This is a genomic window from Cupriavidus numazuensis (assembly GCF_905397435.1).
GTDB lineage: Bacteria > Pseudomonadota > Gammaproteobacteria > Burkholderiales > Burkholderiaceae > Cupriavidus > Cupriavidus numazuensis.
On the sequence record NZ_CAJPVI010000015.1, the window covers coordinates 40027 to 61346 of the forward strand.

Below are 21320 nucleotides of genomic sequence, written 5' to 3' on the forward strand. Positions count from 1 at the left end.
ACGACAACGGGATGCAGCTGGCCCTCACCGTGCCCCATATGGGGTGCGGCGACGGCAGCAAATCGGGGCGTACCGCCCGGCCGGCTCAGGCACGGGCGGCGTCTTGCGTCTCGCTCAGTTCTTCTCGATCGAGACGTTGTCGAAGGACTCGTTCAGGCCGATCGCGGTGGTGACGAGGTTCTTGACGTGCTTGCGATACAGCGTCGGGAACTCCACCTCGAACAGGTTGGCGTTGGCCACCTCGGTCACCAGGATCTTCTGCAGCTCGCTGTACATCTTCTGGCGCTCCGCAGGGTCCATGGTCGAACCAGCCTTGGCCCACAGGTCGTCCGCCTTCGCGTTGCTGTAGCCCTGCACGTTGGCGAACGGCGTGCCCTTGACGATATTGCGCGTCACATAGAGCCGCTCCACGCCCAGCGCGGGGTCGCCGTACTGGTAGGTGTAGGTGGTGGTCAGGTCGAAGTCCCAGTTGCTGACGCGCGCCGACCACGTCCCCGCGTCGGCCGACTCGATGCTGACCTTGAAGCCGAGCTGCTCCAGCATCTGCTTGACGTACTCGTCCAGGCGATCCCAGTTGGCGCCATACGAAGTCGACAGGATCTTGATCGGGTACTTGCCCACGTCGACACCCGATTCCTTGACCAGGTCGCGCGCCTTCTTCAGATTGAAGTCGTACTCGGGCATGTTCTTGTCGAAGAACAGCGTGGTCGACGAGAACGGGCTGATCGCCGGCTTGCCCATGCCGAAGAAGATGTTGTTGACGATCATCTTGCGGTTGAGCGCGTGCATGACCGCCTGACGGACCTTCACATTGTCGAACGGCGGCTTGCGCTCGTTGAGCAGCATGCTCGCCATCGGCGAGAACATCTCCCAGCCCTTGGTGGTGTACTCCACGTTCGGCAGCGCGCGCAGGCGCTTGACGTCCACGTTGTCGACATCGCCGCCGCGCAGCACCTGCACGTCGCCCTTTTCGAACGCCACCGCACGCGAAGCGGAATCCGGGATCACGTAGAAGACGACCTCGTCCAGGTACGGCTTGCCCTTCTTCCAGTAGTCCGGGAACCTGGCCAGCTTGATATACGCGCCCTTCTTCCACTCCTTGAACATGAAGGGGCCGGTGCCGACGGGCTTCTGGTTGGCCGGGTTGTTGCGGTAGTCGGTGCCGTCGTAGATGTGCTTGGGCATCATCGGCATGGTGCCGGTCTCGAACATCGAGATGAACGGCGGGAACGGCTCCTTCAGCTTGATCTCGACCGTGCTGTCGTTGACGGCGCGGATCGACGCCATGTACTTGTTGATGACCGCGCGCGTGCGCACATGCACGTCGCGCAGCATCTTGTCGATCGAAAACACCACGTCGGCCGACGTGAACGGCTTGCCGTCATGCCACTTGACGCCCTTCTGCAGCTCGAAGGTATAGGTCAGGCCATCCGGCGAGATGGACCACGATTTGGCCAGTTCCGGCCGGGGCTTGAGGTCCGGGCCGTAGGTCAGCAGGCCCTGGTAGATCTTGCCCGCCACGTACTGGGTCGGCGCCTGCGAGTTCATCGCGCTCACCAGGATGGGCGGCTCGGGCTGGACGATGCCGGACAGCGTGCCGCCTTTGGTCTGGGCCATGGCGTTGCCGGCCGGCAGCGCCAGCGGCAGCAGCGAAAGGCCGGCAGCGGCCAGGGCCATCGAACATGCGCTCCTCGTCAGGCGCATCTTGAATCGGTTCATCGGGCAGTTCCTCAGTTTGGTGTGGACATCGGGATGGCAATGCCGGTTGTGCTTGCGCGCGGCTTCTTCAGGCTGCGTCGCCGGCCGGTTCCACGCCGCACCAGTCCACCAGGAACTGGGCCAGCGTCGTGGTCACGCGCACCATGCTCTCCAGCGACACCGATTCGTCGATGCCGTGGATATTGCGGGCCTGCGGGCCATAGCAGGTCACGGGCGTTTCCAGCCCGATGCGGAAATGCCGGGCATCGGTGGTCGCCGTGGTCGCCTCGCGGCGGATCGGCTCACCGTTGACCTTGCGGTGCGCTTCGCCCAGCGCCTGCATGCTGGGCACATCGAGATCGAATTCGCAGCCGGGCGCATGAAAGCCCTCATAGCGGATGCGCAGTTCGAGATTGCTGGCCAGGCGTTCCACGGTCGCGCGGATGCGCGCCTCGACCGTGGCCTTGGCCTCGTTGATATCCATGCTGGGGAAGAAGCCGATGCGCACGCCCAGCGTGCACGTGCACGGCACCGACGAATTCCATTCCCCGCCCTGGATCTGGCCCAGGTTGAAATTGATCGGATGAGCGTGGTCGCGGTACACCGCGGGACGGTGCTCCGGGCGGTTCCATTCGGCTTCAAGCTGGCGCAGGTCTTCCATCACCGCAATGCCGGCCTCGACCGGATTGACGCCGCTGGTCATGTACGCGGCATGGGCGGGCTTGCCGGTCAGTTCGATGAACATCCAGAACACGCCCACCTGCGCGCTCATCAGGCTTTCGCCGAGCGGCTCGGGAATGATCACGGTGTCGAACGAAGCCAGCTTGCCGGCGCCAACCGCGCTGCGAAGCGCCGCGACCGTGGCCAGCGCGCCATTGCCGGTGTTCTCTTCTTCAAGCACGGCATTGAAGCCGACCGCCCCGGCCGGGCGCAGGCCCAGGCTGGCCAGCGCCTTGAACGCGGCCAGCGCGCACACGATGCCGCCCTTCATGTCGCCGGCACCGCGCCCGTAGAGCCATCCGTCCCGGACCACCGGCTCGAACGGCGACTGGCTCCACATCGATTCGGGCCCGGTCGGCACCACGTCGAGATGGCCATTGAACAGCACCGACCGGCCGCCCTTGCGGCTGGGCCGGTGCGTGGCCAGCAGGTTGTAGCGGCCGCCGTCGGGACAGCAGGCCGGCGAGTACATCGGCAGGTGCCGGATGTCCTCGGTACGCAGCGCGATGCGCTCGGAAGCCAGGCCCAGCTCGGCCAGCGCCGCTTCGATGAAGTCGGCGGCGGGCTGCTCTTCGCCCGACGGACTCCTGGCCGCCACAAAGCCCGACAGCGTCTCGACCATGTAGGGCAAGAGCGCGCGCACGGCGCCGGAGAGTTCGTCGGTGGTTGGCACCGCGGCCTGCTGCGAGGACGCGTGAGCCGCGAAGGAATCGGAACCTGACATGAATACTCCTGGCGTGTGGGGGCTGGCGAGGGGGACACGTGGGCCGCCGACCGGAACCTGACTGATCGTGCGATCCATGGATGGAAAATTAAACGATAGTTGGTACCATACATAGATCCATATTCGGGCCACTTGCTGGAGCCACTTTGAAAGAAGTCATTCTGTCCGAGCTGCTACTGCAGCGCCTGGAACGTTCGGCAGGCGCCAAGGCGGAGGGCAATGGCGCCCATATGAACCGCCAGCTCTACGAAATCATCCGACAGGAGATCCTTGCTGGTTCTATGCCAGCGGGTTGCAAGCTGCCGGCATCGCGCCTGCTTGCGAAGGAACTAGGGGTTTCCCGCAATACCGTTCTCTACGCATACGAGCAATTGCTCGCCGAGGGATATGTCACGGCCTCGACCGGAAGTGGCACCTTTGTGTCGCAGACTTTTCCCGACCATAGTGCACTGCACAAGGGTGGCGCGCGGAATGGCACCATGCCAGTGCCTGCGGCACAACAAAGCACGAACCGCTTTGACTTGTCCCGACGTGGCATGCACCTTGTCGCCAACGCTGGCGCGTCGGATCGCCAGTGGGGCGCCTTTATGGCAGGTGTGCCCGATGTCTCGCTGTTCCCGCATGCCGTCTGGGCAAGGCTGCTGAACAAGCATTGGCGCAATCCGCGCCCGGAATTGCTGACGTACGCCCACCATGGTGGCTATATGCCGCTGCGGCGCGTGCTGGCCGAGCATTTGCGGCTCGCACGAGCGGTGCGCTGCGAGCCGGAGCAGATCATCCTGACCACCGGCATCCACCAGGCCATCGACCTGATCGCACGGCTGCTCGCCGATCCGGGCGACAAGGTATGGATGGAAGATCCGGGGTACTGGGGCACGCGCAGCCTGCTGACCAACGCCGGCGTGGACGTGATCCCGATCCCTGTGGACGACGAAGGCATCGCACCCGACGCCGCCACCCTGCAGAATCCGCCGCGCTTCATCTTTGCCACGCCGTCGCATCAGTATCCGCTTGGCACGGTCATGAGCCTGACGCGCCGGCGCATGCTGCTCGAGTACGCACGCCAGCGCGGTGCGTGGATCGTCGAAGACGACTACGACAGCGAGTTCCGCTTCGAGGGCCGCCCGCTTGCGTCGCTGCAGGGCCTGGACGAGCATGACCGCGTGATCTACATGGGCACGTTTTCCAAGACGCTCTTCCCCGGCCTGCGCATGGGCTTCATGGTGCTGCCCAAGCCGCTGGCACCGCATTTCGCCACCGGGTTGTCCGAGCTGTTCCGCGAAGGCCAGTTGATGCAGCAGGCGGTGCTGGCGGACTTTATCGAGGAAGGGCACTACGCCACCCACCTGCGCCGCATGCGCCAGCGCTATGCACAGCGCCAGGGCCTGTTGCGCGAAGCCATTGCCACGCGCTTCGGCCGGGACTGGCCCACATCCACGCACGAGGCCGGCTTGCACCTGGTGATGCACCTGCCGCCGGGCGCCGACGATCTCGGCATCAGCATGGCGGCGCGCACGCAGGGCCTGTCGGCACGGCCGCTGTCGCGCTACTACGCCGATGAAGTGCATGCGCGCCAGGGCCTGCTGCTGGGCTACGCCTGCGTGCCCGAGGACGATATTGGCCCCGCGTTCCACAAGCTCGCCGAAGTGATCGAACCGGCGATGGAGCACCTGGCCCGCACGCGCCAGCCGCCGCGCGAGTTCCGCGCGCGCATCAACAGCGAAGCCTGGAGCGGCGCCTGATCGCGCTGGTGGCAATGTTGGCGCCGGTGGCGCCAACAAGCCGGCACCGATTGGCCCTTACCAGCGGCCACCGGCTTGCCTAGCATGTCCCGCTGGCCTGGCTCGCCGCCTTCGACGTCCCCCTACACGCAAACGGAAACACCCCTCATGGCATCCCCGCAAGACACCTCCGCCCTGCTGGCCGAACTGGCCGCCGTCCTCGACCCCGCTGGCTTGCAGGCCGGCGATGCCATCGAGACCCGCTTCCGCAAGGACTGGTATGCGCCGCTGGACCCGCTGCCGCCGATCGCCGTGGCCCGGCCGCGCAGCACGGCTGAAGTCTCGGCAGTACTGGCCATCTGCAACCGTTACCGGCAAGCCGTGGTTCCGCAAGGCGGGCTGACCGGTCTGGCCGGCGCGGCCACGCCTGCGGGGGGCGAACTGGTGCTGTCCCTCGAGCGCATGCGCGGCGTGGAAGAAATCGATACGCAGGCGGGCACCATGACCGTGATGGCCGGCACGACGCTGCAGGCCGCGCAGGATGCCGCACGCGCGTCGGACTGGCTGTTTCCGGTGGATCTCGGTGCGCGCGGCAGTTGCCAGATCGGCGGCAATATCGCCACCAATGCGGGCGGCAACCGGGTGATCCGCTACGGCATGATGCGCGACCAGGTACTCGGGCTCGAAGCGGTGCTGGCAGATGGCACCGTGGTCAGTTCGCTCAACAAGATGCAGAAGAACAATGCCGGCTACGACCTGCGCCAGCTGTTCATCGGCAGTGAAGGCACGCTGGGCGTGATCACGCGTGCGGTACTGCGCCTCGCGCCGCTGCCGGGTTGCACGCAGACGGCCTTGTGCGCCCTGCGCAGCTATGACGACGTGGTCGCGCTGCTGCGCCACGCGCAGCGCCGGCTATCCGGACGCGTGTCGGCGTTTGAAGCGATGTGGGCCGATTTCTATGAACTCGTGACCACGCGCGTGCCGGGCGTACGCGCACCGTTGCCGGCGGGCGCACCGTTCTATGTGCTGCTGGACCTGCAAGGCAATGACGCCGGCCAGGATGGCGCGGCGTTCGAGTCGATGCTGGAAGCTGCAATGGAAGCCGGTCTGATCACCGACGCCGCCGTGGCGGCCAGCGAGAAGGAAGCCGCAAGTTTCTGGAAACTGCGTGACGCCGTGGCCGAGTTCCCGGTGATGTGGGCGCCCAACGCCGCCTACGACGTGAGCGTGCCGATCGGTCAGATCGGACGCTTTGCCGAGAGCCTGCGGGCCGCCGTGCTGGCGCGCTGGCCGCACGCCGAACTGGTCAACTTCGGCCATGTGGGCGACAGCAATCTGCATATCAGCGTCTACCTGCCCGGCTGCACGGCCGACGACTTCCCCGAGCACGAGATCAGCGAGGTCCTCTACCCGAAAGTGCGCGAATTCGATGGCAGCATCTCGGCCGAGCACGGCATCGGCACGCACAAGAAGCCATTCCTCGGCCATTCCCGCACGCCCGAGGCACTGGCGCTGATGAGATTGATCAAGCGGTCGCTCGATCCGAACAACATCTTGTGCCCGGGACGGGTCATCGACGTGGATTAAGCGGCCGGCCTGGCGCCGGCCGCCGATGCCTCAATCGCCTCAGCTCTCAAGCTTCGCCGCCGCATCGCGCAGCGCCGTGCGCAGCCCCTCTTCCACCACCGGGTGGTAGAACGGCATGGCGAGCATCTGCGCGATGGTCAGCCCCTGCTGATAGGACCACGCCAGCAGGTGCGCGATGTTCTCGGCGCGCGGGCCGGTCCATTCGGCGCCCAGGAACTGGCCGGTCGCCTTGTCGGCATACACGTGCATCAGCCCACGGTTCCTGAGCATGACGCGGCTGCGGCCCTGGTCTTCGAAGCTGACTTCGCCGGTGACGAAGCTGCCGTCGGCCAGGTCGGCAAAGCGCTTGCCCACCATGGCGATCTGCGGGTCAGAGAACACCACGGCGAGCGGGGCGCGGCGGACCAGCGGCAACACCCGCGGGTACGTCGCGGCATTCTCGCCGGCGGCCTTGCCCTCGTCGGCGGCTTCATGCAGCAGCGGCAGGATGTTGTTGGCATCGCCGGCGATGAACACTGGCGATACGCCGCACTGCAGCGTCGCGGGATCGAACACCGGCACGCCGCGCGCATCGAGTTCCAGGCCCGTGTTCTCCAGGCCCAGGCCGCGCACATTGGGCTCGCGACCGGTCGCGGCGAGCACGTAATCGAAGGTCTCGGTGACGGACTTGCCTTCACGGTCGGTGTAGGTGATGCGTGCCAGATCGCCTTCGCGCGCCATCTCCGTGACGCTGGCCTCGGTATCGAGATAGAACTCCTTGCGGAAAGTCTCGTCCGCATAGCGGCGGATGACGGGGTCGGTCAGCGGACCGAGCGAGCCGCGCACACCGAACACACGCACCCGCACGCCAAGGCGCGACAGCGCCTGACCGAGTTCCAGACCGATCACACCGGGCCCGAACACGACCACGCTGCGCGGCAGGTCTTCCCATGCGAACACATCGTCATTGACGATCAGGCGGTCGCCGAACACCTTGAACGGTGCCGGCAGCACCGGACGCGACCCCGTGGCGATGACCACGCGGCTGGCACGCACGGTGATGTTGCCGTCGTCGGCCGCTACTTCGAGCGTGGTGTTGTCGATGAACGAGGCGTAGCCGCGAATGCGGTCTGCCTCGGGAATGCCGTCCACACCGCGCACCACGAAACCGACGAAGCGGTCGCGTTCGCTGCGCACGCGCGCCATGACCTCGCGGCCATCGATACGGATCTGGCCATCCACGTGTACGCCGAACGGGGCCGTGTGGCGCAGTTCGTGCGCGGCTTCCGCGGCGGCGATCAGCAGCTTCGACGGCATGCAGCCCACGCGGGCACAGGTGGTGCCGTACGGGCCGCCTTCGATGATCACGGCGCGCTTGCCGGCCGCGATGGCGGCGCGGTAGGCGGCGAGTCCGGCGGTACCTGCTCCGATGATGGCGACGTCGGTCTGGATGGTCTTCATGGTGTACGGTTCCTTCCCTTCTGAGATTTCTTGAAATCGATCTGACATCAATCGGCGGGCTGGATGGCACCGCGCAGGCAGCGCGGCGCCATCGGGTCCGGCGACTGCCGGACCGCGCGGGGCGGTCGTGATACGGGGATTACTGGCCCAGGTACTGGTCGAGCGCAGCGGCGCCGCCGATCAGCTTGCCGTTGATGAACACCTGCGGTGCGGTCATCTCGCCGGACACGGCGCCCAGCACCTTGCCGCGCACCTTGTTGTCGAGCGGCACTTCGATGTACTCGTAGCCGGCGTCGGACAGTTGCTGCTTGGCCTTGGCGCAGAACGAGCAGCCTACCTTCGAGAACACCACCACCTGGTCCGGACGCTTGGCGTCGGGGGCGATGTGGTTCAGCATGGTGTCGGCGTCGGAGACCTTGAACGGGTCGCCCGGCTCGTCCGGCTCGATGAACATCTTCTCGACCACGCCGTCACGGACGAGCATCGAATAGCGCCAGCTGCGCTTGCCGAAGCCCAGGTCGGCCTTGTCCACCAGCATGCCCATGCCTTCGGTGAATTCGCCGTTGCCGTCGGGGATCATGGTGATGTTCTGCGACTCCTGGTCCTTGGCCCATTCGTTCATCACGAAGGTGTCGTTGACCGACACGCACAGGATGTCATCCACGCCCTGCTTGGCAAATGCCGGCGCCAGTTCGTTGTAGCGCGGCAGGTGGGTCGACGAGCAGGTCGGCGTAAAGGCGCCGGGCAGCGAGAACACCACGACAGTCTTGCCGTTGAACAGATCGCCGGAGGTAACAGTCTTCCACTCGTTGTCCTGGCGGATGCGGAAAGCGACATTAGGAACGCGTTGGCCTTCACGGGATTGCAGCATCGGGATCACTCCTTGGTGGTTTCAGTGGTTTGCTGCGTGTTGCAGCGATGGACCCGATTCTGGCGACTCCAATGTGATTTGTACAATTCATCGTTTTAACCAACGTCATTAACCTTTACTATCAATGACGGATAGACTTCCCTTATGGACAGGTATAGGTGCTATATAAGGCACACCTATTTTTTACAATAGGATAGACAAGTGCCCTATCATGCGGCCATCTGTCGACCTCCTTTCGCATCCCCAAGCGCCGATGAGCCGCCCTACCACCCGATACGCCCTCTCCGCGCTTGTGCTTTCGCTTTCGCTTGCGCTCGCCTGTCCGGCAGGCGCCGAAACGCTACGCAAGCCCGCCCTGGACGCGCTGATCGCCTCGCAGAAGCCCGGCGCGCAGGAAGGCCTCGAAACCTTCCTGGCCAACGCGGCCAAGGCCGACCCTGCCGTGGCGCCTGCCGTAGCGGCGTGGCAGGGCGGGTTGCCGCTCAGTGGCGACAACCTCGTCAACATCGGCCGTCTGCTCGGGGTCTACAACCGGGTACGCAACGAGGCAGCGGTCATCGACACGATGGGCAAGATGGTCGCGCTGCGCACCGTTCGCGATGACAAGATGCCGCAGCACGAAAACCCCGCCATCATCGAATTCGGCAAGCTCGTCGAGGGCATGGCAAAGTCTTTCGGGCTGATCTACCGCAACGTGGACAACCGCGTCTTCGAGGTCACGCTAACCGGCACCGGCACCGACATCTTCGGCATCCTGACCCACGCCGACGTGGTCCCAGCCGTCGCCGAAGACTGGGTGCTCGACAATGGCACGAAGCTCGATCCGTTCGCCGTCACGCGCGTCGGCGACCGCCTGTATGGCCGCGGCACCATCGACGACAAGGGCTCGATTGCCGCGGCGCTCTACGCTATGAAGACCGTCAAGGAAAGCGGCGTGCCGCTCGAGCGCAGCGTACGCCTGATGATCGAGACCACCGAAGAGACCGGTGGCGACGGCATCAAGTACTACCGCGAACACAATGCGCTGCCCGACTTCAACATCGTGCTCGACAGCAAATACCCCGCCGTCGTGGCGGAGAAGGGTTCCGGCGCGTTGCGGGTGCTGTTCCCCGTGCAAGCGACCGATAGCAAGCGCGCGACCATCGTTGCCATGCGTGGCGCGGCGTCCGCCAATACCGTGCCGGAGAGTGCGACCGCGCGCATTGCCGGCGGCAATCCGGCATCGGTCCTGAGCGCGCTCGATAACGCGCGTGCGGCCTTTATCCGCAAGTACACCCCGCAGGGCGGGAAGTTCGCCATCGACGTCAAGCGGGACGGCGACGAAGTCGTGGTCAAGGTGACCGGTGTGTCGGCACACGGTTCGCGGCCCGAGGAAGGCGTCAACCCGCTGCCGCGGCTGGCGCTGTTCCTGCAAACGTCGGGCGTGCCGCTCACCGACAACCACTACCTGCGCGCCGCGCGCTATATCGCCGATCTGTATGGCCTGGGCTACCTTGGCGAGAAGATGGGACTGGCCTACCGTGACCCGTTCATGGGCCCGCTGACCATGTCGCCGAACCAGATCCGCGAGCAAGGCGAATTCATCGAAGTCACCGCCAATGTGCGCATGCCGCGCGGCAGCACGCCAGAGGCGCTCAGCGGCAAGGTGCTGCAGCGCATCTACAAGTGGGCGGCCTCCACGGGCTCGACCGTGGAGGTCAAGCATGACCAGGGCAACTGGATGGCGCGCGACCCCAAGGGCGCCTGGCTCTCGACGCTGCTGAACATCTTCGGTGACACCACCGGACTCGAAGCCAAACCCGTGGCTACGGCGGGCAGCACCACGGCCAAGCTGCTGCCCAACGCGATCAATTTCGGACCGGCCATGCCCGGCAAGAAGTACACCGCGCACAATGCGAAGGAGTACAAGGAAGTCCCCGATCTGGACCTGGACCTGCAGATGTTCACCGAGATGATCGTGAGGATCGGAAACCTCGGCAGGATGCAGTAGAACTTGGCAGGCCGGCAACCCGCGCTACACCGTGCGCGGCAGCCGCTCAGGCGGCCTGCGGCCCCATCTGCAGTCCGGCGAGATAGCTGTGGATCTGCGCCACCACGGAGGCGCCTTCCCCCACTGCCGCGGCCACGCGCTTGGTCGAACCCGAGCGCACGTCGCCAATCGCGAACACGCCCGGCACGCTGGTCTGCAGCGGATACGGCACGGCCGACGCGCAGCCTAGCGTCCCGCCACCCGTGCGCACGAAGCCCTTGTCGTCGGTCTCCACGTTGCACGTGCGCAGCCACGAGGCATTGGGATCGGCGCCGATGAACAGGAACAGGTGGCGCACCGGCAGCGAGACCAGCCTATCGCTTTCGGTGGGCGCGTGATAGCGGACATCGGACAGCCACCCGTCGCCTTCGAGCGCATGGATTTCCGCGCGGGTGTGGAGTTGCACGTTGGGCAGCCCGCCGATACGGTCGACCAGATAGCGCGACATGGTGGCCGCCAGGCCCTGCCCGCGCACCAGCATGTGGACATGCGCCGCATGCGTGGCCAGGAACACCGCCGCCTGCCCGGCCGAGTTGCCGCCGCCGACCAGCATCACCGGCTCGTTCTTGCACAGCTTGGCTTCCACCGGCGAGGCCCAGTAATACACGCCGCGTCCCTCGAAGCGTTCGAGCGCGTCGATGGCCGGCCGGCGGTACTGGGCGCCGGTGGCGATCACCACCGTATGGGTCGAAATCATGCGGCCATCGACCAGTTCGAGCCGGATCGGGTCCGAACCGCAATGCAGGGCCTTCACTTCGAGCGGGATCGCAATGTGGGCGCCGAATTTCAGCGCCTGGACAAACGCGCGCCCGGCCAGCGCCTGGCCCGAGATGCCGGTGGGAAACCCGAGATAATTCTCGATGCGCGCGCTGGCGCCGGCCTGCCCACCCGGCGAGCGGCAGTCGATCACTGCCACCGACAGCCCTTCGGACGCGGCATATACGGCCGTGGCCAGGCCGGCGGGACCCGCGCCCACCACGACCACGTCGTAGACGTGGGCCGGATCGAATTCGGGCAGCAGGCCAAGGCAGGAGGCGAGTTGCCCTTCATCGGGCGCGCGCAGCACGCGGCCGTCCGGGCAGATCACGAGCGGAAAATCCGAATCCGGCGCGTTGGCGAACTCGCTCAGGCAGGAGCAGTCGCGCTCGACGTCCATGTCGATCACCGTGTACGGGTGGCCGTTGCGGCGCAGGAACGCCTGCAGCGCCAGCAGCAGCGGCTCGGCGCCATGGCCGACCAGCACGGGACCGCTGCCGGACTCGATCAGCCCGACCCGGCGCAGGATCAGCGCGCGCATAATGCGCTCGCCAAGGTCCGCTTCCGCCACCAGCAAGGCGCGCAGCCTGTCTGGCGGGATCGCGAAGCCTTCGGAATCGGTCACCGCGCGGCCGTCCACGAGCGACGGGCGCCCGGTCAGCGTGCCGACTTCGGCCGAAAACATGCCCGGCCCGAGGTCGGTAATGCGGTGCTCATGCCCGAGCCCGTCGCGGCGGATGATCTGGATACAGCCGCTCACCACCACGCACATGCCGCGGCCCACCTGCCCGACCGAAAACAGCTGTTCGCCGGCTTGCCAGCACTGCGGCGTGCCAAAATGCCGCATGCGTTCGACTTCATCGGCACTGAGTGTCGGAAACATCTGGTGCCATCGGCTTTCCAGCGTCGAATACGGTGCATCGAGGCTTGCCGTGGCCTCGGTGCCCTGCCCCTCGACGCTCTCCGTCCGGTCCGCCTTCGCCATACTGGCCTCCCCGTAAGCAAAAAGAATTTGTCGGCTTTCGTGCACACCGATGCTTGGGCGCTGCCCGGCCGTTGCACCTCATCGATAGTAGTCGGCGGCCGCGCGAAAGCGAGGTACGGCAACAAGATGGGGACGGCCAGTTGCACATTGCGCCGGCTTGCGTTTGAATGTCCGCCTTGCCGGCACTCCGCCGCCGCACCACGACACACTCCCCCATGAGCTCCACGCCTGACACCCCCTCCCGCCAGCCGATCCGCGCGCTGACCCCGATCGAAGGACGCGTACTCGGCGTGCTGAAGGAAAAGCAGCACACCGTGCCCGACACCTACCCGCTGTCGCTCAATGCGCTCACCGCGGGCTGCAACCAGAAGACCGCGCGTTCGCCGGTCATGAATGTCACGGAAGCGGAAGTAGTCGTGGCCATCGACGGCCTGAAAGGCCTGAGCCTGGTGTTCGAAGGCAGCAGCAGCCGCGTGCCGCGCTTCGAACACAATATGAACCGCGTGCTGGGCGTGCCCTCGCAGTCGGCCGCGCTGCTGGCCATGCTGCTGCTGCGCGGGCCGCAGACCGCGGCCGAACTGCGCCTGAACACGGTGCGCCTGCACGCGTTCGCGGACATCTCGTCCGTCGAAGGGTTCCTGGACGAACTGGCCGAACACGAGCCGCCCTACGTGGTGAAGCTGCCCCGTGCGGCAGGCGAGCGCGAACATCGCTGGATGCACCTGCTCGGCGGGGAAATCAATGTGGAAAGCTTTGCCGCGGCCGGACCGGCCCTGGCTGACGAATCCGTCGCGCCCTCGGAACTCGAACGGCTGCGCGCCGAACAACGCGACCTCTCCAACCGGGTGCAGCGCCTGGAAGCGCTGGTCGAACACATGGCCAGCCAGCTCGGCATTGACCCGGACGCGCTGACGCCCTGATCCTGGCGCGGGCCGGGGCAAACCCGGCCCGCGAACGGCTACCTTCTTAGCCGCTCGAACTCATGGCACCGAACTGCTGCGTCAGGTAAGTGCTTGTGTTCTTCATCTGCGCCATGATCGTGTCCAGCTGCGTGAACTCCTGGCGATAGTTTGCGATCGTGTCGTTGATCGTGGTCTGCGTGGAGTCGTACTGCGCGCTCAGGTCCTTCAGCGTGCTGTTGATGCCATCGGTCGCGGAACTCAGCTCGCCATTGGTGCCGGTCATGTTGTCGACCAGACTGCTGATCTCGTTGCCATAGCCGGTCTTGCCGTCGCTGTTGCTGAACAGCGCGGCCACCCCTGCCATATTGCTATTCATGGCACTGGACAGCTTGGTAGTGTCCAGCGACAGCGTGCCGTCGTTCTGGAAGCTGACACCGACATCAGACAGCATCGTGAACGCGTCCTGGCCACCGCCCTCCGGCATATTGAGCGCTGAGCGAAGCTGCGTCTGGATGTTGCGCAGCACACCGTCACCCGTCAGCGGGGCGGCCTGCTGGCCCTGCGCCGCGGTCGGGTCGAAGGCCGACAGGCTCGTGGCCGTGCTTTGCAGGCTGTTGTAGGCCGTGACGAAGGCCTGGATCCCGTCCTGGATGGCCGTGTTGTCGCGCTGCACACTGACGACCGACGTGCCGGTCTGCGACAGCGACAGGCTCAGGCCCTGGATGGCCGAGACGTTATTGCTGGCGCTCTGAATGTCGATGTTGTTGACCGAGAGCTTGGCATCGCGCGCGGCGACAGTCTGCTCCATGTTCTGGGTGCCGGCCGGATCATTGGCCACCAGGCCGGCCAGCGCGCCCGTGCTGTCGCCGGTCACGGAAATGCGCATGCTGTTAGCCTGGCCTGTGTCGTTGGACGTCAGCACCAGCCGGTACGGGGATCCCGATCCGTCATTCAGGATGGTCGCGGTCACACCGGCATTGGCCGCATTGATCGCGTCGCGCACGCCTTCGAGCGTGTCATGGGTGCTGTCGATATTGATATCGACACCCGTGCTGCCGTCCTTGGCAGCAAACGTAGCGCCCGTGTACTTGCCGTATGTGGCGCTGGTGCTGTCGGTATCCAGCGTGCCACCGCTGATCGTGCCGAAGTCGATATGGATCGAGCCCGTGCCGATGGCGGCGTCCTCCTTGGCTTGCCCGGCACCGACGAGCGACTGGGCCTGCGCCAGCGCCGTGACGTTGACCGAGTACGTGCCCGGAGCAGCGCCGGTAGTGCTCGTGGCGCTCAGCACGTCGGTACTGCTCGACGAGATCTTGGTCACGTTGAAAAAGTCCGGCTGGCCCAGCTTGCCTGCTGCCGACTGAAAGGCGGTCAGCGCATTCTTGAGCTGGCCATAAGCCGACAGCTTGGTCTGGTAGCTGGATTCCTGGTCCTGGATCGCTTGCAGCGGCGCCTGTTCAGATTGCGTCAGCTGATCCAGCAGGGAATTCAGGTCGAGACCCGAGCCGACGCCCAGATTCGATATGGTTGTCATGCGTATTCCTGCAACGGTTGCTTGGATAGGTGCGGCCGCAATGTCCAGACATTGGCCGCGAGCCACCATAGCAGCGCGGATTTCGACCAACTCTCTTCAACTGGCGGCAATTTCCGGCCTATTTAATGAACCGTAATCTTTCTGATACGGCCCCGTAACCTGAACCCGGGAAGGCTTGTCCACTTCGTTACAAGCAGCATGGCTTTGTAAGCCATTTGGTACATAGGATGTGCGCAATACCAAACTCACCACCTCCCTGACGCCAGATTGAGTACGACCGCAGGTCGGCTGGAAGTGGTGATGAACTCAGGTCGGTTAATTGCGCAATTGACGTACATACCGCGTCCGGCACACACGACAACGCGGGGCAGCGTGCATTCGGTTTCGCAAAGCCAGTCCTGAGCCAGTCCTGCCAACCGGCGCAAGTGTCGCCTATGCTTTGCTCAGGACGATTTCAGCCAAAGCACAAGCGCGGCGTGGATTGCGCCGCACCCATATCATGGAAAAAACCGCTTTTGTCTTTGCCGGCGGCGGCAGCCTGGGCGCAATCCAGGTCGGCATGCTGCGCGAACTGGTGGCGTGGGGCCTGACGCCCGACCTCGTGATCGGGGCCTCGGCCGGGGCCATCAATGGGGCCTACTTTGCGTGCCACCCGGGGCGCGAAGGGGCCGCGCAACTGGAGCAACTGTGGCGCGCGATCCGGCGCGCGGAAATCATGCCGTGGTCGTGGCGCAGCTTGCTGGGCATGCTGGGCGGCAGCCGCGGCTATCTGGTGGATGCGTTTGGCCTGCGCACCTTGCTGAACCGCAACTTCGGCGACGCCCGACTGGAAGGTGCCGCGCTGCCGCTGCACGTGGTGGCAACCGATATGCAGAGCGGCGCGGAGGTCCTGCTATCCAGCGGCGGCATTGTCGATGCCGTGCTCGCCAGCGCGGCGATTCCCGGCGTGTTTCCGCCGGTCCAGTTCGAAGGGCGCTCGCTGATCGACGGCGGCGTGGCGAACAACACGCCCGTTTCCACTGCGATCCGGCTCGGCGCCACGCGCGTGATCGTGCTGCCGGCAGGTTTCACGTGTTCCGAGCGGCGTCCGCCGCGCGGGGCACTCGAACACGCGTTCAATGCGCTTTCACTGCTGGTGGCGCGCCAGCTTGTCCACGACCTGCAGCACTGGAGCAGCCACGCGCATATTTCCGTGGTGCCACCGCTGTGCCCGCTCGATATCTCACCCTATGACTACTCGCGCTGCGGCGAGCTGATCGACCGGGCGGCCGGCACCACCGCGCTGTGGCTGTCGCGCAATGGCCTGGACAGCCAGAATGTGCCCGGCGCCCTGCATCCGCACACGCATGATGCGGAATCGCCGAGTTGCAGTGCGGATCTGCACCCGGCGCCCCACCAGCATCACGACCATTCGCCGCCTGCCGAGCGGCATCTGTAGCAAACGGGGACCGGCGCGGGACATCGGGCCGGCCCCGCCGTCTCACTCCACCTTCACGCCGCCCTTCCTCACCACCTCGCCCCAGCGCACGGATTCATCCTTGATGAAGGCCTGGAACTGGTCGGCCTTGCCGCCCACGGGGTCGATGCCGTAGTCGATCAGCCGCGCGCGGACATCGGGCTGTCGCAGCACGGCGTCCATCTCTGCGGAGATCTTTGCGAGTACCGCTGGCGGCGTCTTGGCCGGCGCGATCAGGCCGATCCAGCTGCTGGCCGTCACGCTCGGATAGCCGGCCTCGGCCATCGTCGGCACGTCCGGTGCCGCCGGCCAGCGCGTCGGGCTCGAAATCGCCAGCGCGCGGACCTTGCCGGCCTTCACCTGCGGCATCATGGTCTGGACCGAATCGAAGATGATGGCGATCTGCCCGGAGAACAGGTCCGGCAACGCCGGCGAAATACCCTTGTACGGGATGTGCACCATCTTCACGCCCGTGGTCTGCGCGAACAGCTCGCCGGCCAGGTGAGCGCCCGAGCCGTTGCCGCTGGAGGCAAAGGTCATCTTGTCCGGATGGGCCTTGCCCCAGCTCACCAGTTCCTTGACGTTGGTCGGCGGCAGCTGGGCGCTCGACACCAGCAGCAGCGGAATCCGGCCGATCAGGCTGACACCGGTCAGATCCTTGATCGGGTCGTAGCTCATCTTCGGATACAGGCTCGGGTTGATCGCATGCGCGGCCACCACCACCAGCAGCGAATAGCCGTCCGGCGCGGACTTGGCTACGTTGTCCGAGCCGATCATGCCATTCGCACCCGGGCGGTTTTCCACCACCACGGGCTGGCCAATGCGCTCGGCGAGCTTCTGCATCACCAGCCGCGTGACGGCGTCGGACACGCCGCCGGGCGTGTAGGGCACGACTACCCGTACGGGGCGGCTGGGCCAGTTGTCGCCCTGAGCGACCGCCGGCATCGCGCCCGCAATCAGTCCTGCGAACAGACCCAGTCCCAGCAGCCTGCGGATGCGCCCGTTGGGCTTGCGTTGTGTCATGTCTCCTCCTTGTCGGATGCGCGCCTGTAGCCGGCGCAATCGGTTCTGCGATTCAGTTAGCGATGTCTTGTGCCCAGCTCTGTGGGACCGACAACGGGAAGTCCAGCAGCATCTGTGCGTAGCTCTTGCCGAGCGGATCGGAGCGCAGGCTTGCGACACCGCCGCCGCCCAGCGCGCCATGCATCAGGAAATTCAGTGCATGCAGGCCCGGCACGTCGAAGCGCTCGACGTCACCGTGAACGAGGTGGGCAAAGTATGCGCGTACCGAGTCCGGCGTCAGTTGCTCGCGCAGCAGCGTCAGGTACTCGGGCCGCCGCGCGATCACGCCGATGTTCTCATCGTCGCCCTTGTCGCCGCTGCGGGCATAGGCCAATGCCACCAGCGGGCGCTGCACGCGGGGCTCGTCGGGCACCGGCGGGAGTGCCGGGATATCGATCGCGGCGGGGGCGGCAGCGTCGCCACACTGCGCGGCCTTGGACAGCACGATCTCGCCGTCCTCGAACGCCACGCGCATCGGCACGTCGCCCTTCGGCACCAGGAAGGAAAACACCTTGACCACGGGTTGGATGTCGACGCGGCCCGAGAACGACGAACGCGTACCCGCCGCCATCGACGTGCCGGCCGACGAGCATTCGCGCTGCAGGAAACTCAGCGCCTTGGCCTGCGCGTGCCGTGCGCCAATGCGCAGCACGACCTCGCGCGTCGGCAGCTCGCGCGCATGCGGGCCGTATTGGGATTCACAGCCGAGCAGCTCGACGATCGTCTCGCTGTAGTCGGGCAAGCCGCGCTCGGCCAGCATGGCGCGCGTGCGCGTGAGCAGCGCATCGGCCGTGCGGCGTGCCTTGGCCGGCGCGTCGATGCCGCGGATCGCCATCATCAGGCTGATCTGGTAGCCGTCCTGCCACGTCGCATTGCCCTTGTAGTGGCCGCCCGGTGCCCGGCCGCGTGCGCCGGACACGCGCACCTGTCCCGGCGCGGCCAGTTCGGTGCGCACCGTGCGGAAGTCGCAGGTCACGTCGGGCATCAGGTAGTTGGCCGGATCGCCGACCTCGTACAGCACCTGCTCCGCCACGGCGGCGGGATCGATCAGCCCGCCCGTGCCTTCGGGCTTGCTCAGCACGAAGCTGCCATCGTGCGCGCAGTCGATCACGGGATAACCCATGCGGTCCCAGTCCGGCACGCGCTGCCAGTCCGTGAACAGGCCACCCGTGGCCTGCGCACCGCACTCGATCACATGGCCCGCGAGCGTGCCGGCGGCCAGGCGGTCCCAGTCGCTCCAGTCCCAGTCGAACTCGTGCGCAAGCACCCCAACCACCACGGCACTGTCCACGCAACGGCCGGCAATGACGATGTCCGCGCCAAGCGCCAGCGCGCGCGTAATGCCCTGCGCGCCGGTGTAGACGTTGGCCGACCATGGCTCGGTCGTTGGCACCGGCTGGCCTGCCAGGTCGGTCAGGCCGTCCGCGCACCATTGCGCGAAGTGCGGCTGCACATCGTCACCGGTCACCACGGCGATGCGTGGCGACAAGCCCTGCTGCGCGGCCACCTTGAGCAGCGCGTCACGGCAGGCTTCCGGATTGAGGCCGCCGGCATTGGCCACGACGCGGATGCCGCGGCGCAGGATCTCGCCGAGGTTCGGCGCCATGGCGGCGTTCACGAAATCCGTGGCATAGCCGAGTGCCGGGTCTTTGGCACGCGCACGCGCCAGGATCGACATCGTGGTCTCGGCCAGGTAGTCGTAGACCAGGTATTGCATGCCGGGCACGGCCAGCAACTGCGGCGTGGCGATCGCGGAGTCGCCCCAGAAGCCCGAGGCGCCACCGATGCGTACGGTCTTGGCGGTATCGCTCATGCCTTCTCCTGTTCAGCGTCATCGGCTTCCACGCGCGCCAGCAGCGCGCCGGCACTGGCCTGTCCACCAGGGCGAGCCGACAATTCCGCGACCACGCCGGCAAACGGCGCGGCAATGATGTGTTCCATCTTCATGGCCTCGAGCACCACCAGCGGCTGGCCAGCCTGCACGCGATCTCCCTCGGCCACGTGCACGGCCACGATGCGCGCGGTCAGCGGCGCCTGCAGCATGCCGTCGGCATCGCCTGCGTCGCGGCGGCGGCGCGGATCGTGGCGCTGGAACTTCCACGCACGGCCGGCCTGGAACAGGTGCAGCGCATGCTTGTCCGTGGCAAACACCAGCGGATAGGCGACGCCGTCGCACTCCACCAGTGCAGTGCCCGCCTCCGCGTCGGCCCGCAGTACGCGCAGCACGCATTCCTGGGCCGGCGCTTCGCTGTCGCGCTCGCGCAGGCTGACATGCCAGCCATCGCGGCCGGCGCGCAGCATGGCCTGCCACGACTGGCCCGCAGCATCCAGCGCTACGCTGGCCGCCGCGCGTGCCAGCGCCGCCGGCCGGCTGCCGCCTTCCAGCACGCCTGCGGCCACCAGCGCGGCGCTGGCTGCCACATGCTGCGGCGGCACCGTGGCTTGCAGCGCGGCTTGCATGTGAGTGTCGACGAAACCGGTGTGGACGTCGTTGCCGGCAAAGGCCTCGCTAGCCAGGCAGTCCGCCAGGAACGCCTGGTTGGACGGCACGCCGAGCAGCACGCAATCCTCAACCGCGCGCAGCAGCTTGCGCCGCGCTTCTTCGCGATCGGCACCGTGTGCCACGAGCTTGGCCACCATCGAGTCATAGTGGGTCGGAATCGCCCCGCCCTCTTCCAGCGCGTGGTCCACGCGCACGTCGCGGCCCGTGGCAGGCGGTCGCCAGCGCATCAGCGGCCCGCCCTGCGGCAGGAAGCCTGCGGGCACGTCCTCGGCGGTCAGGCGGACTTCGATCGCGTGGCCGTTCAGCTGCACTTCGTCCTGCGTGACCGGCAACAGTTCACCGGCTGCCACGCGCAGTTGCCACTCGACGAGGTCGAATCCGGTGATGGCTTCTGTCACCGCATGCTCGACCTGCAGGCGCGTATTCATCTCCATGAAGTAGAAGTTGCCTTCGCTATCCAGCAGGAATTCCATGGTGCCGGCGCCGACGTAGCCGATCGAACGCGCGGCACGCACGGCAGCCTCGCCCATGCGCGCACGCAGCGCGGGGCCGACGGCCGGCGACGGCGCTTCTTCGATGACCTTCTGGTGGCGGCGCTGCACCGAGCAGTCACGCTCGCCGAGGTGGATCACGTTGCCGTGGGTGTCAGCAAACACCTGGATTTCCACATGGCGCGGAGCGATCACGGCCCGTTCGAGGATCAGTTCGCCGGAACCGAATGCGGTCTCGGCTTCCGAACGCGCACTCGTCAGCGCAGCGGGCAAGCCTGCGGCATCGCGCACCAGACGCATGCCGCGTCCGCCGCCACCAGCTGCTGCCTTGACCATCAGCGGAAAGCCGATCTCGCCGGCCTGCGCGAGCAGCGTGGCGTCGTCCTGCGCCGTGCCCTGATAGCCAGGCACGCAGGGCATGTCGGCGTCCAGCATCAGGCGCTTGGCCTCGGCCTTGTTGCCCATCGCGCGGATGGCCTTCGCCGGCGGGCCGACAAAGATGAGTCCGGCAGCCGCAATCGCTTCCGCGAACTCGGCGTTCTCGGCCAGGAAGCCGTAGCCGGGATGCACGGCATCGGCGCCGCTGCGGCGTGCGGCATCGATGATGGCGGCAATGTTCAGGTACGACTCGCGGGGCGCCGCGGCGCCGATGCAGACGGCGCGATCGGCAGCAGCCACGTGCGGGCTGTGGCGGTCGGCTTCGGAATAGACAGCCACCGTGGCCAGGCCGAGGCGGCGCGCGGTGCGCATAATGCGCACGGCAATCTCGCCGCGGTTGGCGACGAGCAGCGTATGGAAGGGTCGGCGGGTAGCGGACATGAGGGAATCCCGTGAATCTCTT

At 66.2% G+C, this 21320-nt stretch carries 14 protein-coding genes; 5 read left to right on the forward strand and 9 right to left on the reverse strand.

Features of this window, described 5'->3' with window-relative positions:
- Positions 1 to 114: 114 nt before the first annotated feature.
- Complete coding sequence (locus KHO41_RS13740; RefSeq protein WP_211953832.1) at positions 115 to 1719, reverse strand: ABC transporter substrate-binding protein; 1605 nt, start codon at positions 1717 to 1719, stop codon at positions 115 to 117.
- Positions 1720 to 1786: 67 nt separating this feature from the next.
- A complete protein-coding gene (locus KHO41_RS13745) occupies positions 1787 to 3142 on the reverse strand; it encodes an ArgE/DapE family deacylase (RefSeq protein WP_211953833.1) in 1356 nt (451 codons plus the stop codon).
- 146 nt (positions 3143 to 3288) lie between these two features.
- On the opposite strand from KHO41_RS13745, the gene pdxR reads away from it, so the two are divergent.
- Positions 3289 to 4884 (forward strand): MocR-like pyridoxine biosynthesis transcription factor PdxR, encoded by a 1596-nt coding sequence (gene pdxR, locus KHO41_RS13750; protein ID WP_211953834.1) that lies wholly within the window; start codon positions 3289 to 3291, stop codon positions 4882 to 4884.
- Between the two features lie 147 nt (positions 4885 to 5031).
- Entirely contained in the window at positions 5032 to 6450 is a 1419-nt protein-coding gene (locus tag KHO41_RS13755; protein ID WP_211953835.1) for an FAD-binding oxidoreductase, read from the forward strand.
- A 39-nt stretch (positions 6451 to 6489) separates the two neighbouring features.
- Here the strand turns inward: KHO41_RS13755 and KHO41_RS13760 are convergent, their stop codons facing one another.
- Positions 6490 to 7890 carry a dihydrolipoyl dehydrogenase gene (locus KHO41_RS13760; RefSeq protein ID WP_211953836.1) on the reverse strand — a complete coding sequence of 467 codons (1401 nt, stop codon included), beginning with the start codon at positions 7888 to 7890 and terminating at the stop codon, positions 6490 to 6492.
- Positions 7891 to 8029: 139 nt separating this feature from the next.
- Positions 8030 to 8761 (reverse strand): glutathione peroxidase, encoded by a 732-nt coding sequence (locus tag KHO41_RS13765; protein ID WP_211953837.1) that lies wholly within the window; start codon positions 8759 to 8761, stop codon positions 8030 to 8032.
- A 253-nt stretch (positions 8762 to 9014) separates the two neighbouring features.
- Here KHO41_RS13765 and KHO41_RS13770 point away from each other — a divergent pair, with 253 nt between their 5' ends.
- Positions 9015 to 10751, forward strand: a complete 1737-nt coding sequence (locus tag KHO41_RS13770; RefSeq protein WP_211953838.1) for a dipeptidase — start codon at positions 9015 to 9017, stop codon at positions 10749 to 10751.
- A 46-nt stretch (positions 10752 to 10797) separates the two neighbouring features.
- Here the strand turns inward: KHO41_RS13770 and KHO41_RS13775 are convergent, their stop codons facing one another.
- Entirely contained in the window at positions 10798 to 12531 is a 1734-nt protein-coding gene (locus KHO41_RS13775; RefSeq protein ID WP_211953839.1) for an FAD-dependent oxidoreductase, read from the reverse strand.
- A 215-nt stretch (positions 12532 to 12746) separates the two neighbouring features.
- Here KHO41_RS13775 and KHO41_RS13780 point away from each other — a divergent pair, with 215 nt between their 5' ends.
- Positions 12747 to 13451, forward strand: a complete 705-nt coding sequence (locus KHO41_RS13780) for a YceH family protein (RefSeq protein WP_211953840.1) — start codon at positions 12747 to 12749, stop codon at positions 13449 to 13451.
- A gap of 46 nt (positions 13452 to 13497) precedes the next feature.
- On the opposite strand, the gene fliD is transcribed toward KHO41_RS13780, so the two are convergent.
- Positions 13498 to 14967: a flagellar filament capping protein FliD gene (gene fliD, locus KHO41_RS13785; protein ID WP_211953841.1), complete on the reverse strand. Its 1470-nt coding sequence runs from the start codon at positions 14965 to 14967 to the stop codon at positions 13498 to 13500.
- A gap of 499 nt (positions 14968 to 15466) precedes the next feature.
- On the opposite strand from fliD, the gene KHO41_RS13790 reads away from it, so the two are divergent.
- Complete coding sequence (locus tag KHO41_RS13790) at positions 15467 to 16405, forward strand: patatin-like phospholipase family protein (protein WP_211953842.1); 939 nt, start codon at positions 15467 to 15469, stop codon at positions 16403 to 16405.
- Positions 16406 to 16447: 42 nt separating this feature from the next.
- On the opposite strand, the gene KHO41_RS13795 is transcribed toward KHO41_RS13790, so the two are convergent.
- From KHO41_RS13795 to KHO41_RS13805, 3 genes are read right to left on the reverse strand one after another with little or no spacing between them, the layout of a single operon-like run.
- Positions 16448 to 17446 (reverse strand): tripartite tricarboxylate transporter substrate binding protein, encoded by a 999-nt coding sequence (locus KHO41_RS13795; RefSeq protein ID WP_211953843.1) that lies wholly within the window; start codon positions 17444 to 17446, stop codon positions 16448 to 16450.
- Positions 17447 to 17498: 52 nt separating this feature from the next.
- The gene (locus tag KHO41_RS13800; RefSeq protein WP_211953844.1) at positions 17499 to 19298 is read right to left on the reverse strand and encodes an acyclic terpene utilization AtuA family protein; all 1800 of its coding nucleotides are present in this window, start codon (positions 19296 to 19298) and stop codon (positions 17499 to 17501) included.
- The gene (locus tag KHO41_RS13805) at positions 19295 to 21298 is read right to left on the reverse strand and encodes an acetyl/propionyl/methylcrotonyl-CoA carboxylase subunit alpha (RefSeq protein WP_211953845.1); all 2004 of its coding nucleotides are present in this window, start codon (positions 21296 to 21298) and stop codon (positions 19295 to 19297) included. Before KHO41_RS13805 ends, KHO41_RS13800 begins: the two co-directional genes overlap by 4 nt.
- Positions 21299 to 21320 lie beyond the last annotated feature (22 nt).

Coding starts and splice junctions, on each gene's coding strand:
- KHO41_RS13740 (WP_211953832.1), bottom strand. CDS start 1,719: ATGAACCGATTCAAGATGCGCCTGACGAGGAGCGCATGTTCGATGGCC.
- KHO41_RS13745 (WP_211953833.1), bottom strand. CDS start 3,142: ATGTCAGGTTCCGATTCCTTCGCGGCTCACGCGTCCTCGCAGCAGGCC.
- KHO41_RS13755 (WP_211953835.1), top strand. CDS start 5,032: ATGGCATCCCCGCAAGACACCTCCGCCCTGCTGGCCGAACTGGCCGCC.
- KHO41_RS13760 (WP_211953836.1), bottom strand. CDS start 7,890: ATGAAGACCATCCAGACCGACGTCGCCATCATCGGAGCAGGTACCGCC.
- KHO41_RS13765 (WP_211953837.1), bottom strand. CDS start 8,761: ATGCTGCAATCCCGTGAAGGCCAACGCGTTCCTAATGTCGCTTTCCGC.
- KHO41_RS13770 (WP_211953838.1), top strand. CDS start 9,015: ATGAGCCGCCCTACCACCCGATACGCCCTCTCCGCGCTTGTGCTTTCG.
- KHO41_RS13775 (WP_211953839.1), bottom strand. CDS start 12,531: ATGGCGAAGGCGGACCGGACGGAGAGCGTCGAGGGGCAGGGCACCGAG.
- KHO41_RS13780 (WP_211953840.1), top strand. CDS start 12,747: ATGAGCTCCACGCCTGACACCCCCTCCCGCCAGCCGATCCGCGCGCTG.
- fliD (WP_211953841.1), bottom strand. CDS start 14,967: ATGACAACCATATCGAATCTGGGCGTCGGCTCGGGTCTCGACCTGAAT.
- KHO41_RS13790 (WP_211953842.1), top strand. CDS start 15,467: ATGGAAAAAACCGCTTTTGTCTTTGCCGGCGGCGGCAGCCTGGGCGCA.
- KHO41_RS13795 (WP_211953843.1), bottom strand. CDS start 17,446: ATGACACAACGCAAGCCCAACGGGCGCATCCGCAGGCTGCTGGGACTG.
- KHO41_RS13800 (WP_211953844.1), bottom strand. CDS start 19,298: ATGAGCGATACCGCCAAGACCGTACGCATCGGTGGCGCCTCGGGCTTC.
- KHO41_RS13805 (WP_211953845.1), bottom strand. CDS start 21,298: ATGTCCGCTACCCGCCGACCCTTCCATACGCTGCTCGTCGCCAACCGC.